We start from the raw sequence: 14,798 nt of genomic DNA, 5'->3' as shown, positions 1-14,798 counted from the left end.
ATGACTAGCGATAGTGTAACGGATCGTCGGGCGGCTGAGCGGTCGCTAGATGTAGAAAGGGTGCGGTATGTAACCGCACCCCTTCGTTCACGCTTGCGTTAAACGCCTGTCAACGGGACTAGTCGTTGAAGCGCAGGCTATACACGTAAGCGGCGACGAGATGGACGCGTTCCTCACCGATATACGCTGCCTGGGCAGGCATGTGGCCGTTACGGCCGTTACGCAGCGTTTGACGAATCGAGTCGGCCACACTTTGGCCTGGGGCCAAGTAGAGCCACACGTCGTCGGTCAGGTTCGGCGCACCAAGCGCAGTGTTCCCCGTGCCGCTGGGCGTGTGGCACGCCGCACAGGCGGCCAGGAAGGTACTTTCACCACTGGCAGCGCGCTCGGCGTCATGCTCCTCACCGGAGAGTGACAGCACGTACTGAGTCAGGTTTTCGATGTTGTTCTCACCGAGCTGCTGCCAGGACGGCATCAGGCCGTTACGGCCGTTGTTCAGCGTGGTCAGAATGTTCTCGGGTTCGCCACCGTAAAGCCAGTCATCGTCGGTCAGGTTGGGGAAGCCGTAGCCGCCTTGGGCGTTCGAGCCGTGACACACGGCACAGTTGTTCAGGAAGATACGCTCGGCCACCTGCATGGCGTCACCATCACGCGCCAGCTCGGGGATGGGCACTTCCTGATACTGAGCAAAAATGGGCGTGAAGCGCTCTTCGGCCTCGGCCACTTCCTCTTCCCACTGACTCTCCTGGGACCAGCCCAGGATACCGGCATAGTTACCCAGGCCGGGGTAGAGCACCAAGTAGCCGAGCGCAAACACCACGGTCAAGATGAAGAGTTTGAACCACCACTGTGGCAGCGGGTTGTCATACTCTTCGATGCCATCAGCTGCGTGGCCAGTGGTCTCGACATTGCCATCGGCGTCTGGGGTTTTGTCGGTGCGGCGGTTGGCTAGCAAAATCCAAACGCTTAGCGCGATCGTGCCCAGTGTGATGACGATGATCCAGGCGCTCCAGAAGCTGGATAGGGAGTCACCCCATAAATTATTCATCTATTCTTATCTCCCCTGTCGTGGCGGGAATCCGCTTCGTGTTTGGTCGAAGCATGCTTGTCACGGGTCGGCTGCTCATCATCGTCGGCAAAGGGCAGGTTAGCCGCTTCGTCGAAGTCTGGCTTGCGTCGCTTCGAGTAGGCCCAGAAAAAGATGCCAATAAAAGCGAAGATCAAAATCAGCGTGATCAGGCCGCGGAAAGTTCCCGTATCCATAACTTAACGTGTGCCCTCGAGCACGGTTCCTAACTGTTGTAAATAGGCGACCAGGGCAGTGATTTCCTGGGTGCCGCGTACGTCAGCGGTAGCATTGGCGATGTCCTCATCGGTGTAGGGCACGCCGAGCTGACGCAGGGTGCGCATTTTATCCGGTGTGGCTTCGCCGTCGAGGGTACGCTCAAACAGCCAGGGGTAGGCTGGCATGATCGATTCTGGCACCACATCGCGCGGGTTGTAGAGGTGGGCTCGGTGCCAATCATCACTGTAACGACCGCCTACGCGCGCCAGGTCTGGCCCAGTGCGCTTGGAGCCCCACAGGAAATTGTGCTCATACACCTGCTCGCCGGCAACGTTGTAGTGGCCGTAGCGCTCGGTCTCGGCGCGGAAGGGGCGGACCATCTGTGAGTGGCAGCCCACGCACCCTTCGCGGCGGTAGATATCGCGACCTTCCAATTCGAGCGCCGTCAGCGGGCGTAGCCCTTCGACCGGCTCGGTAGTTTGTTTTTGGAAGAACAGCGGAACGACTTCGGCCAAACCGGCAAAGCTGATCACGACCAGGATCAATACGGCGAGTAGGCCAACGTTCTTTTCGACAATCTCGTGTTTCATTGGTCTTAACTTCCCCGGTTTAGGCGGCTTGTGGCGCAGTGAGGCCAATGGCTTCGCGGCGCTTCACGGTCATATACACGTTGAAGGCCATCAAGAGCATACCGGTTACCCAGAAAAGGCCACCCACCATGCGCACAAAATAGCCTGGGCCGCTGGCCTCGACTGATTCCACGAAGGTGTACATTAGCGTGCCGTCAGCATTGATGGCGCGCCACATTAGGCCCTGCATGATACCGTTGACCCACATGGCGGCAATGTAGAGTACGGTGCCGATGGTCGCTAGCCAGAAGTGCACGGCAATCAGGTTGACGGAGTACATTTCGGTGCGGCCAAACAGACGCGGGATCAGATGGTACATGGAGCCGATGGTGATCATCGCTACCCAGCCCAGTGCGCCTGAGTGGACGTGACCGATGGTCCAGTCAGTGTAGTGCGATAGCGCGTTGACGGTCTTGATCGCCATCATCGGGCCTTCGAACGTCGACATGCCGTAGAACGACAGCGCGACGACCAAAAAGCGCAGGGTCGGATCGGTGCGCAGCTTATGCCAAGCGCCCGACAGGGTCATCATACCGTTGATCATGCCGCCCCAAGACGGTGCCAGCAGAATGATCGACATGATCATGCCCAGCGACTGCGCCCAGTTCGGCAGTGCGGTGTAGTGTAGGTGGTGCGGGCCCGCCCACATGTAGATCATGATCAGCGCCCAGAAGTGGACGATGGACAAACGATAAGAGTAGATCGGACGCTCAGCCTGCTTGGGTACGAAGTAGTACATCATGCCCAGGAAGCCCGCCGTCAGAAAGAAGCCCACCGCGTTGTGGCCGTACCACCACTGCACCATGGCATCGACGGCACCGGCATAAATGGAGGTGGAGTACATGGGCGTGACGGGGATCGCGGCGTTGTTCACGATGTGCAGAACGCCAACCGTTAAAATGAACGCAGCAAAGAACCAGTTGGCCACATAGATATGCGACGTGGTGCGCTTTTTGATCGTCATCAAGAACACGATCGCATAACTGATCCACACCACCGCCAGCAGGATGTTGATCGGCCATTCGAGCTCTGCGTACTCTTTGGTCGTGGTGTAGCCCAGCGGTAAAGAGACTACCGCCGACAGGATCACCGCTTGCCACCCCCAAAAGGTGAATGCTGCGAGCTTGTCAGAGAACAGGCGAGTCTGACAGGTACGCTGCACGACGTAGTAAGACGTCGCAAAGAGCGCTGAACCACCAAAGGCGAAAATAACGGCGTTAGTGTGTAACGGACGAAGACGCCCGAAGCTCGTCCAAGGTAGGCCGAGGTTCAGTTGCGGCCAGACCAGCTGGGAGGCAAGGATAACGCCAAGCGTCATACCTACGATGCCCCACACAACGGTCATAATCGCGAACTGCCGAACTACCTTGTAATTGTAGGTCGGGTGTTCCAATGCTGTGCTCATTTCATGTTCCCATCGAACGCGGTTAGGGGGTAACCCGTGGCATTTTGCAATCGCACGCTGCCATCGCATTGTGCACGGGTGCGGCCACCCGCTTGATGATGCAGGTCAAGATCCGGCCTAGATTCTATCGCAGCCGCGCCCTAAGCTGAACACGCCAATGGATGTAACGCTGAATTATTAGGAGAGCAGGGTGTCGTACTACGCCGATCATGGTTTCGAGGCTGTCGCTCCAAATGACCTGAAGGCACGGCCCGCTAGCCCCGCAGTTCAGCGGTTCGTCGTGGAGGGTGTTGGACCGGTGAGCGTTTCGGGAGTGCCCGTAGGGGGAAGAATTCTTCTGGCCCATGGTGCTGGTGCAGGTCACCTGTCCGATTTCATGCGGCAATTTGCCGCGATGCTGGTTAGCCAAGGGCTTCAAGTCTGGGCCATCGACTTTCCTTATATGCAGCAGATGAGCGAGCAAGCGAAACGTCGGCCTCCACCGCCCGTGGCGACATCTGTCGATCATTTTGCCGCTTGGTATGACTTGCTCGCGCCGCTGCACGATACGCCGCTTTGGTTGGGAGGGAAATCGATGGGCGGTCGAGTGGCCTCGCTGCTTGCCATCCAATATCCTTGCGCAGGCGTCATCGCAGCAGGCTATCCATTTCACCCTCCCAAAAAGCCTGAGTCACTTCGCACCGGCCACTTTTCTCAGCTCTCGGTGCCCATGCTCATTCTACAAGGTGAGCGTGACCCATTCGGCACGCGTGAAGAGGTAGCCTGTTATGCGTTACCTGACTCGCTACGCATTCATTGGCTCACCGATGGTGACCATGACTTTAAACCGCGACGACGTTCTGGCGTCAATCAGCAGGTTTTGATTGACGAAGCCGCCATAGTTGCGGCATCCTTCGTCCGCGCTCAGTAAGCGGTTGCCTTGAGTAGGTGCAGCACACTGGTTTAAATCATAAATTTAAACACGATGTGTTGACATTCAAGCAGGCTTCTGTAGAATGCAGCGCCACGTGACCAGCGGGTGGTTAGCTCAGTTGGGAGAGCACCAGCCTTACAAGCTGGGGGTCACTGGTTCGAACCCAGTACCACCCACCATTCATTTGGTGCCCTGGAAACGTAACGCAGTCAATGATGCATTAGTGGACCGGTAGTTCAGTCGGTTAGAATGCCGGCCTGTCACGCCGGAGGTCGCGAGTTCGAGTCTCGTCCGGTCCGCCATCATCATATAAGCCTGCAGTTGGTTATCGTTATTCGGACCGGTAGTTCAGTCGGTTAGAATGCCGGCCTGTCACGCCGGAGGTCGCGAGTTCGAGTCTCGTCCGGTCCGCCACGATAACTTGATAAGTAGCAATATTGATAAGCGATGAGCTTTCAGTATATTGGGTGGTTAGCTCAGTTGGGAGAGCACCAGCCTTACAAGCTGGGGGTCACTGGTTCGAACCCAGTACCACCCACCATTCAGTTTCACATTTATGCGCCCCTGAACCGCTTAAATTGTCTGTTGAATGGTTATGTGTCTTATAGTGGACCGGTAGTTCAGTCGGTTAGAATGCCGGCCTGTCACGCCGGAGGTCGCGAGTTCGAGTCTCGTCCGGTCCGCCATTAAGCACTCATCGGCAATCGTTTGATAAAGCCGAACAAATTCCTAAAAGCCCGAATCTATGATTCGGGCTTTTTTATTGCGTGTACACCACACGTTAACGAACAGCGTGCAGTCAATACGCTGCACGCTGCTGTTATTGACTAGGTAAGCGTTAGGCGATCGAGCTGACGCCTGCTTTGGCAATTTGCACGTCTTGATCTGGCTTGACGCCAGAGATGCCGACAGCGCCGACGACGTGACCATCCACGATGATCGGCACGCCGCCAGATAGCAGACCCTGTAGCGGTGCAGAGACAAACGCCGTACGGCCACCGTTAATCATCTCTTCAAACACTTGGGTCTCCTTACGACCCAGGGCCGCGCTACGCGCTTTTTGGGTAGCAACATCGGCGCTGAACGGGGCAGCACCGTCTAAACGGCGCAGTGCCAGTAGGTGGCCACCATCGTCAGTAACGGCAATGGTGACCGGCCAGCCGTTGTTGTCAGCTTCTTTCTGGGCAGCGTCGAGAACTTGGATAACGTCTGCTTGGCCTAAAACAGCTTTGGTTTGCATCGAAGATTCCTTTTTGTCATCGGGGGTGAAGCGAGGCGCACGACGGTTAGCGTTGTGCCGAGCGCCGCAAGTGTTAGAGGTTTATACCAGGGCAGCGTCCACGACTTCCACCCAGTGACGTACCGGCGTGCGGTTGGCGCTGGCGAGATGCGTCTGACAGCCGATGTTGGCGGTCACGATCACCTCAGGGTTGCCTGCCTCCAGCGCATTCAGCTTGTTATCGCGCAGCTGAGTGGCGAGCTCTGGCTGTGTGACCGAGTAGGTGCCTGCTGAGCCGCAGCACAGGTGGGCATCTTTCACGGGCGTTAGTGCAAAGCCGAGTTTGCTAAGCACGCCTTCCACTGCGCCGTTGAGTTTCTGGGCGTGCTGCAGCGTGCAGGGGCAGTGGAAGGCTAAGCGCTGGTGCTCTTTAAGCTGCAGCGACTCGAGCGGCTCGTCGCGCAGTACTTCGACGATATCCTTCGCCAGTGCGCTGACTTTTTTGGCCTTTTCAGCGTAGGCGGGGTCGTCCTTGAGCATGTCAGCATACTCTTTGACGAACGCGCCGCAGCCGCTGGCGGTTTGTACGATGGCTTCGGCTCCCTGCTCGATTTGCGGCCACCAGGCATCGATGTTGGCGCGCATCCGCTCGCGGCCCGCCTCTTGGGCATTGAGGTGGAAGTCGATAGCACCACAGCAGCCAGCTTCACTAATCGGTGTGACGCTAATGCCCAAACGGTCGAGCAGGCGCGCCGTGGCTGCGTTGGTGTTGGGCGACAGGCCGGGCTGCACACAGCCTTCTAGAATCAACACCTTGCGGGCATGGCGCTGGCTGTTGGGTCGCTGGCCTGCATCGACCGGTGCAGGCGGCATTTTGCTACGCAGTTTGCCGGGCACTAGAGGCTTGAAGGTTTGCCCTAGCGTTAGTAGCGCTTTGAAGCGTTTCGGGTCCACCAGCATTTTGCGCAGCGCATAGCGCTGGGCGCGCTCGGCGGCTGGTCGCGGCACGCGGCGGTCGATTTCGGCGCGGCCAATGTCCAAAAGTTTGTGGTACTCCACGCCAGAGGGGCAGGTCGTCTCACAATTGCGGCAGGTTAGGCAACGGTCGAGGTGAAGACGAGTCTCTTCGGTGACTTGGTCATCGTCATCGCGGCTCTCCAGCAACTCTTTCATCAAGTAGATGCGCCCGCGCGGTCCGTCTCGCTCATCGCCCAGTAGCTGATAGGTAGGGCAGGTGGCGTTACAAAAGCCGCAATGTACGCAGGTGCGCAGAATGCGCTCGGCTTCCTGGATATGCGGTTTCTGGCGGTCGGCATCGGTAAAGTGCGTCTGCATGTCAGCTCTCCTGATTAAAATGCCGCATAAAGACGACCAGGGTTGAAAATACCGTGGGCGTCCAGCTCGGCCTTCAGGTTGCGATGGTACTTCTCGACCACAGGATTCAGTGGCGTAAAGGGTGACTCTGCACCCCCTTGGGCATGCGGGGTATAGCAGGTAGCGTGGCCACCGGCCTTCTGGCATTCATCGCGCAGCGTGTCTGCGGGTAGTGCGGTTTTCACCCAGCGTTGGCTGCCGCCCCAATCATAGAAGATATCGCTTTCATCAACGGCGAGTTCTAGCGCTGGGGTATGGGGCGGTAGCGAGAGGCGCCACAGCGCCTGTCCTTCATTGAGGCTGAAAAAGCCATGCTGCTGGTCACGCAGCTGCTGCCAGAAATCCGCAGACAGTTCTTCACCGCCCAGGCGTTCTTTGGTGGCCTTGACGGAGCTTTCACCGCCTTCCAACCGAATAAAAAGCTCGCCTGCGTGCCATGCCGCAGCGGTGATGGGCAGCGGCTGGCGGCCAAGCTCAGAGAGCTTCGCTAAGGCATCTTGCAAGCCCATGTCAAGGCGCAGGCTGTGGCTGGCGGTGGGAATGGGCAGCACCTTAAACGAGATATCGGCCAGCACGCCCAGCGTGCCCTGGGCACCTGCCATCATGCGGGACAGGTCATAGCCCGCCACGTTTTTCATGACTTCGCCGCCAAAGCGCAGCAGTTTGCCCTCTTGGGTAATCACTCGAGTGCCCAGGACAAAATCCCGTGCGGCACCTGCCCAAGGGCGACGAGGGCCGGACATACCGGTGGCCACCGCGCCGCCAATGGTGCTGGCGTCGCCAAAAATGGGCGGCTCGAAAGGCAGCATTTGATGTTTTTCTGCCAGCGCCGCGTTCAGCGCGCTCAGGCGGGTGCCTGCCCGAACCGTGACGACGAGTTCTATAGGGTCGTAAGAGACGATGCCGCTATGGGCAGCGACGCTGAGTTCCGTGCCTTCCACCGGACGACCATAAAAGGCCCGGGTATTGCCCCCCACGATGCGCAGCGGAGTGTGGTCGTGGTAGGCGCTGCGAACCTGTTCGCTCAGCTCAATGGCAATGTCTCGGTCGGCAGCGTGTATCGCTAGTTCGGTCATGGTGGTTCCTTATAGCATCAGAAGCGTGGCAGCTCCGGATGCGGTAACTCGTTGTTATGCACATGCATCGCGCCAAATTCGGCACAGCGCGCCAGGGTTGGAATGTTTTTCCCTGGGTTGAGCAGCCGTTTGGGGTCGAACGCCGCTTTCAGCGCGTGGAAGACCGTCAGCTCATCGGGCTGGAACTGGCTGCACATCTGGTTGATTTTTTCGCGACCTACGCCATGCTCGCCGGTAATCGAGCCACCGGCGGCCACGCATAGCTCCAGGATCTTGCCGCCTACGTCTTCCGCCAGGGCAAGCTGACCCTCTTTGTTGGCATCGAACAGGATCAGCGGGTGCATATTGCCGTCACCCGCGTGGAAGACGTTGGCCACGGGCAGGCCGCTCTCTTCTGAAAGTGCGGCAATGCCTTTCAACACGCGCGGCAGCTCGCGGCGGGGAATGGTGCCATCCATGCAGTAGTAGTCCGGCGACATGCGGCCTACGGCAGGGAAGGCATTCTTGCGCCCGGCCCAGAACTTGGCGCGCTCGGCTTCGTCACGTGCCTGTTGAATGTTAGTGGCGCCAGCCTTTTCCAGTACGCGGCGCACGGTCTCGCAGTCGTCGTCCACGTCGGCTTCCACACCATCCAGCTCACAGAGCAGAATGGCTTCGGCCTCCACGGGGTAGCCTGCCTTGATGAAATCTTCCGCCGCTTTGATGGCGAGCTTATCCATCATTTCCAGGCCACCGGGGATAATGCCTGCGGCAATGATGTCGCCCACCGCGCGGCCCGCTTTTTCCACATCATCGAAGCTGGCCATCAATACCTTGGCGGTTTCCGGCTTGGGCAGCAGCTTCACGGTAATTTCCGTGACCACGCCTAGCATGCCTTCTGACCCGTTCATCAAAGCCAGAAGGTCGAAACCGGGGGCATCCAGGGCTTCAGAGCCCAGCGTCATACGTTCGCCTTCAATGGTCAGGACATCCACGCGCATGACGTTATGCACGGTAAGACCATACTTCAGACAGTGCACGCCGCCTGCATTTTCAGCCACGTTGCCGCCAATCGAGCAGGCAATTTGTGAGGAGGGGTCCGGGGCGTAGTAGAGCCCGTAAGGGGCGGCCGCCTCTGAAATGGCAAGATTGCGCACTCCTGGTTGCACGCGGGCAATGCGAGCATCAGGATCAACGCTGATGATCTGGTTGAACCGCGACATGACCAGCAGCACGCCCTGTTCGAGCGGTAGCGCACCGCCGGACAGGCCGGTGCCTGCGCCGCGGGTAACCACCGGTACGCCCAGCGCGTGGCAGCGCTTCAACAGGCCTTCGACCTGTTCCAGCGTTTCCGGTAGCGCCACCAACATGGGCAGCACGCGATAGGCGGCGAGGCCATCGCACTCGAAAGGACGTAAATCTTCCTCGCGATGCAATAGCGTCAAAGAGGGGACAGCGCCTTGCAGGTCGCTGAGTACGTCAGCTTTATCACGGTGGACAAGCTCGCCATCGAGGCGCTCGTCGAAAAGGATATTCATAACGACATCCCTAAGTTTTTATCATTAAAAGTAACGGTAGCGTTGCTTTACCATGGCGCTCAATTTGAGCTTTTTTTGTGCGCCTGTCTAGGTTGTGGTGCAATGGTCTGACCAGTAATTGGTCGATAGTAGGGCGGTGGTAAGTTTGAAGAAGAGCCTGAATGACTTGGTCTTACCCAGTTGAGATGGCCAATTGATCCAAGGGAGCGGCGTATGGCGTTTAGCAGAGACGATATCTCCATGGGGCGGCGCACGCCCGAGCATGTGGCTGCTCGCCTGGAAGAGTTGATACTGGAAGGTGTTTTTCGGCCTGGGCAGTTGCTGCCTTCCGAGCGGCGTCTGTGCGAACGACTAGGCGTTTCGCGGGCTTCGCTGCGGGAAGGGCTGCGCATTCTGCGCAGTAAAGCCATTATCAATACCCGCCAGGGTCACGGCTCGACCGTGGCGTCGCTGCTCCCCATGCACCAGCAAAGCCCGCTGATGCACCTGTTTAACGACCATCCGCGTACCCTGTTTGATTTGCTCGAAGTGCGTGCCTTATTGGAGGGAGAATCCGCCTATCTGGCCGCACGGCGGGGAACATCGATGGATCGAGTATTGATCACTCGCCGCTACCGCGAAATGGCGGCGTATGCTGCTGCCTCGCCAGATGAGTTAGAGGTAGAGCATCTGGCTCGACTAGACCATGCGTTTCACCTCGCCATTTCGCAAGCTTCCCATAACCCGGTTTTGGTGCATACCTTACAGAGTTTGACCGATTTGCTGCTCAGCTCCGTGTTTGCTTCGGTAAAGCATCTCTACCATCGGCCTGGTCCTCGCGAGATGATCAATCAGCAGCACGCTCGGCTGCATGAGTCGGTGGTAAGTGGTGATGCCGAGCAGGCGCGACAGATTGCGTTGGAACACTTGACCAGTATCAGCGAGCTACTTCGTGAGCTAGAAGCGGAGCATGATCGTTTAGAGCGTTCAGCAATGCGCCTCGAACAGTGGCAATAGCAGGTTAAGCGTTGGCCGCACTCAGGCTGTCATCCTCAATGACGCCTGCCAAGGTGGCCACTTCCAGCTTGTTGCACAGGTGGTCGCGTAAAATTTGCCCAAGTCGTTTACTGTCGCGCTGCTCGAGCGCGGAGATCATGTTCTCGTGATCTTGAACGGCTTGGCTCCAAAATTTTTGGGTCATTTTTTTCGAGTAGCGCACTCGCTTTACGCGCTGACTGAGGTTGCTGTACATCTCTTGCAACACCTCATTACGCGAAGCGGCCAAAATGCTTTCATGGATCTGCTGGTTGATCTCGAAATAAGTGGCCAGATCTCGATGGCGATAGTGTTCGAGCATGGCATCGTGTAAGGCACGTATAGCCGCAATTTCAGCGTCGCTGATGTGCTGGCAGGCGAGCTCGCCGGACAAACCTTCCAATGCTGCCATTAAGTCGTAGGTATCTTTCACTTTTTTGAACGTCAAGCGCACCACCCGCGCACCTCGATTGGGCAGCAGCTCGATAAGCCCCTCTGTGGCCAGCACCTTGAGTGCTTCTCGAAGCGGCGTGCGTGATACGCCGAACCGTTCGCAAAGCTGCTTTTCTGAGATCCGCTCACCCGGGGCCAGTTCACCGTGCTCAATCAGCTCACCAATGCGGTCAGCGACTTCACGATAAAGATTACGCTGTAAAATTTTCGTCATTGTTCTGTCCCTTCTTGTGTATCCGCTTGGTATCCACCAAGCGACGGGTGCCGCTTTGTAAACACCATTTGAACACAAAGCCATACGCTTATATTGGCGACTCTTTGTATGATTCGCAAAAGTAATTATGAATTCAATTGTAGCAAGTCGAGCTATGCTAGATAGGCGGCAGTGACCCAACTGCTCCCCATAACAATCAATAACCATGTAGGAGCCAATGTATGGCAATGAATATTTTCATGTGTAGCGTTCAGTTGAGTCGAGAGCAGGCCAGAGCCATCTTAGACGGGGCGAGGGCACAGGCGAGAAAAGTCGGTCTTCCGCCTCTCACGCTGGTAGTGCTGGATGGAGGTGGCCATGTGGTGGCTGCCGAGCGTGAAGATGGCTGCGCGCCACTACGTTTTCCGGTGGCTCAGGGAAAAGCACACGCCGCACTGGGTATGGGCATTGCCAGCGGCATTATTGGGGAACGCAATATCGAACGCCCTGCGTTTCTTGCTAGCGTTGCAGCGGCTTCGAAAGGGCATTTTGTGCCGGTGGCGGGAGGCGTGCCTATTCTTGATGGAGAGCAATGTGTCATAGGTGCCGTGGGGGTGAGTGGCGCTTCGTCAGAAGAGGATCAGCAAGTCGCCATTGCCGGTATCAAAGCGGCCGATTTGCACTGGGGGTTAGCGCCCGGTGGCGAAGAGCATTAGGCCAACGAGGTGGTTGTTCAAGCAGGCAGCGTTCGTTGAACGCTGCTTTTTTTATGTCATCACTTTTTTAAATGCTAGGTGTATCAGTAAGTTGACGCTTAGGAGGCTGCTTCAAGACGAAAGTTTAATACCTAATTTTGAATTTTGAATTCAAATTGAAATGGTGAAGACCCAACAACAACAACGGTTCACTTGGAGTACCCCATGAAATTTATCAAGACTGCGCTAGCGGCAGCTGCCGTTACCTTCGGGCTACACGCATCGGTTGCCAGCGCTAACCTCGAGGTGAGGCTTGGCCACGTCGGTGGGCCTGGCTCGCTGTTTGAAATTACTGCTAACCGCTTTGCTGAGCTGGCCAATGAACGCTTGGACGGCGCTGCCGAAGTGAATGTCTATGGCAATAGCCAGTTAGGTAGCGACGAGTCCATGATGCGTCGTCTGCGTCTTGGTTCGCTCGATCTTGCGATTCCCTCAACGGTCATGAGCTCAGAAGCCGAGCAGTTTGCACTGTTTGAAATGCCTTATCTGATTGAGGATCGCGAGCACATGAAACGCGTTCGCGATGAAGTCGTCCGTGGCCCGCTCTATGAGGCGGCCCAAGCCAAGGGCTTTAACATTATTGCCGTGTGGGAAAATGGCTTCCGCCAAATCACCAATAACGTACGCCCTATTACCACTCCTGAAGATCTTGGCGGCATCAAATTACGCACCCCGAGCGGTGTTTGGCGGATAGAGATGTTCCGCAGCTATGGTGCCGCGCCTTCTCCCATGTCGCTCTCCGAAGTATTCGTGGCCCTGCAGACAGGAGCCATGGATGGTCAAGAGAACCCGCTGATTCAAACCTACTCCTCGCGTTTTCACGAAGTGCAAGACTATCTCTCTATTTCCAATCACGTTTATACCCCCGCCTATTTAACCGCCGGTGCCAGTTGGAATCGCCTACCTGACGATGTCCGTAACGTGCTGCAGGAAGTCGCTCTTGAACTCGAAGACTTTGCTCTGGAAGAGGGGCAGCGTCTGGATGATGAGACGTTGGTTCTGATGCGTGATGCGGGAATGGAAGTGAACGAAGTAGACTTCGATGCCTTCGTGGCCGCCTCTCAGTCCATTTATGACACCTTTGCCAATGATGTCGAAGGCGGCCAGGAAATGCTGGATGCCGTCGCTGCCCTGCGCGAATAACCAAGCCATCATCTCGAAGCGGCGTTCCACCTCTTTGGAGGTGGGCGTCTCTTCCTAAAGGAGGTTTCAATGAGCGCTTATACCAAATTCAAGAATGCTTACTTTGCATTTCTTGAAGGTATCGTTGTGGTGTTGGTGATTGCGTTAGCGGGGGTGGTCACCATTGGCTTCGTTTCTCGCTATTTAGGTTCTCCGTTGAGTTGGTATGACGAATTGGCGGCCGTTCTATTGGCTTGGGTAACGTATTACGGGGCGGCTTTGGCGGCCGCTAAAGGGGCTCACATTACATGTCCTAGTGTACTGAATATGTGTCCGCCCTCCATTCGTGTGCCAGTCGCATTACTGGCCGAAGCGATCACCATTGGTTTTTTCATATTTCTGGGGCTGGCGAGCTATCAAGTCATGCTGATTCTCGACGGCATGAACATGGTGAGTCTGCCGGCTATTTCCATGCAAGTGGTGCAGTCGGCCATTCCCATTGCATCGGTGCTGTTCATCATCGCGGAGCTGCTACGGCTACCCGACATAGTGAGAAGTGCCCGCGGCAAAGGCTTCATCGACCACGAGCTTGAAGAGGCCGGTATCGATGCCGACGACATTGAAGCCGTTAGCACCCAGCCGCGAGGATAAGTAACCATCATGATCATTCTCTATATCTTCATTGCACTGATTGCGCTGATCTTGATCAATGTGCCTGTGGCGGTCGCTCTGGCATTGGTGGGGACGATCGCCACCTTCATTACCTACGGCAGCATGGCGATGCCGACGGTGGGTATGACGATGTTCGAGGGGGCAACCAACTTTCCGTTGATTGCCATCCCGCTGTTCATTCTGGCAGGTGCCATCATGAACGCCTCCAGCATCTCGCGACGCTTGATCGATCTGGCCATGGCCATGGTGGGGTTCATCAAGGGTGGCCTGTCGATGGTGACCATCGGTGCGTCGGTGTTCTTTGCCGAAATTTCCGGGTCATCGGTGGCGGGCGTGTCGGCGATTGGCAGTATCTTGATTCCTGCCATGCGCAAGAAGGGGTACTCCAAAGAGTTTGCCGCCTCGATTTCCTCTTCGGCGGCCAGTCTGGCAATTATCCTTCCGCCTTCCATACCCATGATTCTGTACGCGGTCATGTCGGGGGAGTCGGTCGTTCAGATGTTCGTGGCCGGTATCTTTCCTGGCCTGCTGGGGGCGATGGGCTTGGCGGCCATGTGCTACTACCTGGCGCGTAAGTACAACTTCCCCTCTGAAGGTCGTTTCCGGGTGTCGCAACTCTGGAAGGCACTGAAAGAGGCCGTTTGGGCGCTGTTGATTCCGGTCATCATTCTGGGTGGGATTTTCGGCGGCTTCGTGACGGCGACGGAGGGTGCTGCGCTGGCAGTGTGTGTCGCCATCTTCATCAGTGCGGTGGTCTATCGCGAGTTTACCCTCAAGAACTTCATCGACTCGTGCAAAAGCGCTGGTGTGCAAACTGCCGTCGTCATGCTGCTCGTGGCGGCGTCTGCGGTGGTGGGCGGGTATCTGACCGAAACCCGTATTCCTCAGGCCATTGCTTTGCAAATCAGCGACCTGACCAGCAACAAGTATGTGATCCTGGCACTGCTGAACATCATCTTCCTGATTCTCGGTGTGTTCCTGCACTCGGCAGCCGCCATCATTCTGGTCGTCCCTATCGTGCTGCCGCTGGTACTGGAAGTGGGTCGATGCCTGTCAAGCTTGTTGGAACCTGGAATCAGGCGGCTTCTAATCGCTGATCGCGTTGAACCAGCGGGTCTTCCCGGTCCGGGTTCAGCCAGACCGTCCGGCGCGGTGTCCAGTTCCGAGTGGC

15 protein-coding genes and 5 tRNA genes are annotated in these 14,798 nt (G+C 56.8%); 11 read left to right on the top strand and 9 right to left on the bottom strand.

Annotated features, from left to right (window positions below; all coding sequences use genetic code 11):
• Positions 1-118 precede the first annotated feature (118 nt).
• The 4 genes from ccoP to ccoN are packed head-to-tail and all read right to left on the bottom strand — an operon-like array spanning position 119 to position 3,319.
• Complete coding sequence (gene ccoP, locus MHM85_RS11815) at positions 119-1,048, bottom strand: cytochrome-c oxidase, cbb3-type subunit III (RefSeq protein WP_139526388.1); 930 nt, start codon at positions 1,046-1,048, stop codon at positions 119-121.
• On the bottom strand, positions 1,045-1,263 hold the full coding sequence (locus tag MHM85_RS11810) for a cbb3-type cytochrome c oxidase subunit 3 (protein WP_139526389.1): 219 nt from the start codon (positions 1,261-1,263) through the stop codon (positions 1,045-1,047). The genes ccoP and MHM85_RS11810 overlap by 4 nt, the downstream gene beginning before the upstream one ends.
• Before the next feature lie 3 nt (positions 1,264-1,266).
• Entirely contained in the window at positions 1,267-1,875 is a 609-nt protein-coding gene (gene ccoO, locus MHM85_RS11805) for a cytochrome-c oxidase, cbb3-type subunit II (protein ID WP_153842519.1), read from the bottom strand.
• 19 nt (positions 1,876-1,894) lie between these two features.
• The gene (ccoN, locus tag MHM85_RS11800; protein ID WP_139526391.1) at positions 1,895-3,319 is read right to left on the bottom strand and encodes a cytochrome-c oxidase, cbb3-type subunit I; all 1,425 of its coding nucleotides are present in this window, start codon (positions 3,317-3,319) and stop codon (positions 1,895-1,897) included.
• Positions 3,320-3,509: 190 nt separating this feature from the next.
• Between ccoN and MHM85_RS11795 the strand changes: the two genes are divergently transcribed.
• The 6 genes from MHM85_RS11795 (at position 3,510) to MHM85_RS11770 (ending at position 4,918) form a co-directional block, all read left to right on the top strand.
• Positions 3,510-4,229 (top strand): alpha/beta fold hydrolase, encoded by a 720-nt coding sequence (locus MHM85_RS11795; protein ID WP_219861717.1) that lies wholly within the window; start codon positions 3,510-3,512, stop codon positions 4,227-4,229.
• Positions 4,230-4,335: 106 nt separating this feature from the next.
• Positions 4,336-4,411, top strand: a tRNA-Val gene (locus MHM85_RS11790).
• A 46-nt stretch (positions 4,412-4,457) separates the two neighbouring features.
• A tRNA-Asp gene (locus MHM85_RS11785) sits at positions 4,458-4,534 on the top strand.
• Between the two features lie 35 nt (positions 4,535-4,569).
• Positions 4,570-4,646 (top strand) — tRNA-Asp (locus MHM85_RS11780).
• A gap of 51 nt (positions 4,647-4,697) precedes the next feature.
• Positions 4,698-4,773 (top strand) — tRNA-Val (locus tag MHM85_RS11775).
• A 68-nt stretch (positions 4,774-4,841) separates the two neighbouring features.
• Positions 4,842-4,918, top strand: a tRNA-Asp gene (locus tag MHM85_RS11770).
• A gap of 152 nt (positions 4,919-5,070) precedes the next feature.
• Here the strand turns inward: MHM85_RS11770 and MHM85_RS11765 are convergent.
• The 4 genes from MHM85_RS11765 to glcD form a co-directional block, all read right to left on the bottom strand.
• Complete coding sequence (locus tag MHM85_RS11765; protein WP_219861715.1) at positions 5,071-5,472, bottom strand: heme-binding protein; 402 nt, start codon at positions 5,470-5,472, stop codon at positions 5,071-5,073.
• An 81-nt stretch (positions 5,473-5,553) separates the two neighbouring features.
• Positions 5,554-6,786: a glycolate oxidase subunit GlcF gene (glcF, locus tag MHM85_RS11760; protein WP_219861713.1), complete on the bottom strand. Its 1,233-nt coding sequence runs from the start codon at positions 6,784-6,786 to the stop codon at positions 5,554-5,556.
• A gap of 14 nt (positions 6,787-6,800) precedes the next feature.
• Positions 6,801-7,901: a glycolate oxidase subunit GlcE gene (gene glcE, locus MHM85_RS11755; RefSeq protein ID WP_239286128.1), complete on the bottom strand. Its 1,101-nt coding sequence runs from the start codon at positions 7,899-7,901 to the stop codon at positions 6,801-6,803.
• Between the two features lie 17 nt (positions 7,902-7,918).
• Positions 7,919-9,418 carry a glycolate oxidase subunit GlcD gene (gene glcD, locus MHM85_RS11750; protein ID WP_153842521.1) on the bottom strand — a complete coding sequence of 500 codons (1,500 nt, stop codon included), beginning with the start codon at positions 9,416-9,418 and terminating at the stop codon, positions 7,919-7,921.
• A 213-nt stretch (positions 9,419-9,631) separates the two neighbouring features.
• Between glcD and glcC the strand changes: the two genes are divergently transcribed.
• Entirely contained in the window at positions 9,632-10,414 is a 783-nt protein-coding gene (glcC, locus tag MHM85_RS11745; protein WP_139526397.1) for a transcriptional regulator GlcC, read from the top strand.
• Positions 10,415-10,418: 4 nt separating this feature from the next.
• On the opposite strand, the gene MHM85_RS11740 is transcribed toward glcC, so the two are convergent.
• The gene (locus tag MHM85_RS11740; RefSeq protein ID WP_139526398.1) at positions 10,419-11,099 is read right to left on the bottom strand and encodes a GntR family transcriptional regulator; all 681 of its coding nucleotides are present in this window, start codon (positions 11,097-11,099) and stop codon (positions 10,419-10,421) included.
• 221 nt (positions 11,100-11,320) lie between these two features.
• Here MHM85_RS11740 and MHM85_RS11735 point away from each other — a divergent pair, with 221 nt between their 5' ends.
• From MHM85_RS11735 to MHM85_RS11720, 4 genes are all read left to right on the top strand, one after another.
• Complete coding sequence (locus MHM85_RS11735; protein ID WP_219861709.1) at positions 11,321-11,794, top strand: heme-binding protein; 474 nt, start codon at positions 11,321-11,323, stop codon at positions 11,792-11,794.
• Positions 11,795-11,998: 204 nt separating this feature from the next.
• Positions 11,999-12,976 (top strand): TRAP transporter substrate-binding protein, encoded by a 978-nt coding sequence (locus tag MHM85_RS11730; protein WP_139526400.1) that lies wholly within the window; start codon positions 11,999-12,001, stop codon positions 12,974-12,976.
• Positions 12,977-13,045: 69 nt separating this feature from the next.
• On the top strand, positions 13,046-13,606 hold the full coding sequence (locus MHM85_RS11725) for a TRAP transporter small permease (RefSeq protein WP_139526401.1): 561 nt from the start codon (positions 13,046-13,048) through the stop codon (positions 13,604-13,606).
• 9 nt (positions 13,607-13,615) lie between these two features.
• A partial coding sequence (locus MHM85_RS11720; protein ID WP_239286130.1) for a TRAP transporter large permease occupies positions 13,616-14,798 on the top strand: 1,183 nt, incomplete at its 3' end.

Origin of the sequence: Halomonas sp. McD50-4 (assembly GCF_022348135.1) — a bacterium.
Taxonomy (GTDB): Bacteria; Pseudomonadota; Gammaproteobacteria; order Pseudomonadales; family Halomonadaceae; genus Vreelandella; species Vreelandella piezotolerans.
This window is presented reverse-complemented; position numbering and strand designations above follow the sequence as displayed.

Bases quoted from the DNA above. Each gene is read 5' to 3' on its own strand.
- MHM85_RS11765 (WP_219861715.1), bottom strand. From the start codon at position 5,472: ATGCAAACCAAAGCTGTTTTAGGCCAAGCAGACGTTATCCAAGTTCTC.
- ccoP (WP_139526388.1), bottom strand. From the start codon at position 1,048: ATGAATAATTTATGGGGTGACTCCCTATCCAGCTTCTGGAGCGCCTGG.
- glcD (WP_153842521.1), bottom strand. From the start codon at position 9,418: ATGAATATCCTTTTCGACGAGCGCCTCGATGGCGAGCTTGTCCACCGT.
- glcE (WP_239286128.1), bottom strand. From the start codon at position 7,901: ATGACCGAACTAGCGATACACGCTGCCGACCGAGACATTGCCATTGAG.
- MHM85_RS11725 (WP_139526401.1), top strand. From the start codon at position 13,046: ATGAGCGCTTATACCAAATTCAAGAATGCTTACTTTGCATTTCTTGAA.
- glcF (WP_219861713.1), bottom strand. From the start codon at position 6,786: ATGCAGACGCACTTTACCGATGCCGACCGCCAGAAACCGCATATCCAG.
- ccoN (WP_139526391.1), bottom strand. From the start codon at position 3,319: ATGAGCACAGCATTGGAACACCCGACCTACAATTACAAGGTAGTTCGG.
- glcC (WP_139526397.1), top strand. From the start codon at position 9,632: ATGGCGTTTAGCAGAGACGATATCTCCATGGGGCGGCGCACGCCCGAG.
- MHM85_RS11735 (WP_219861709.1), top strand. From the start codon at position 11,321: ATGGCAATGAATATTTTCATGTGTAGCGTTCAGTTGAGTCGAGAGCAG.
- MHM85_RS11740 (WP_139526398.1), bottom strand. From the start codon at position 11,099: ATGACGAAAATTTTACAGCGTAATCTTTATCGTGAAGTCGCTGACCGC.
- MHM85_RS11810 (WP_139526389.1), bottom strand. From the start codon at position 1,263: ATGGATACGGGAACTTTCCGCGGCCTGATCACGCTGATTTTGATCTTC.
- MHM85_RS11730 (WP_139526400.1), top strand. From the start codon at position 11,999: ATGAAATTTATCAAGACTGCGCTAGCGGCAGCTGCCGTTACCTTCGGG.
- ccoO (WP_153842519.1), bottom strand. From the start codon at position 1,875: ATGAAACACGAGATTGTCGAAAAGAACGTTGGCCTACTCGCCGTATTG.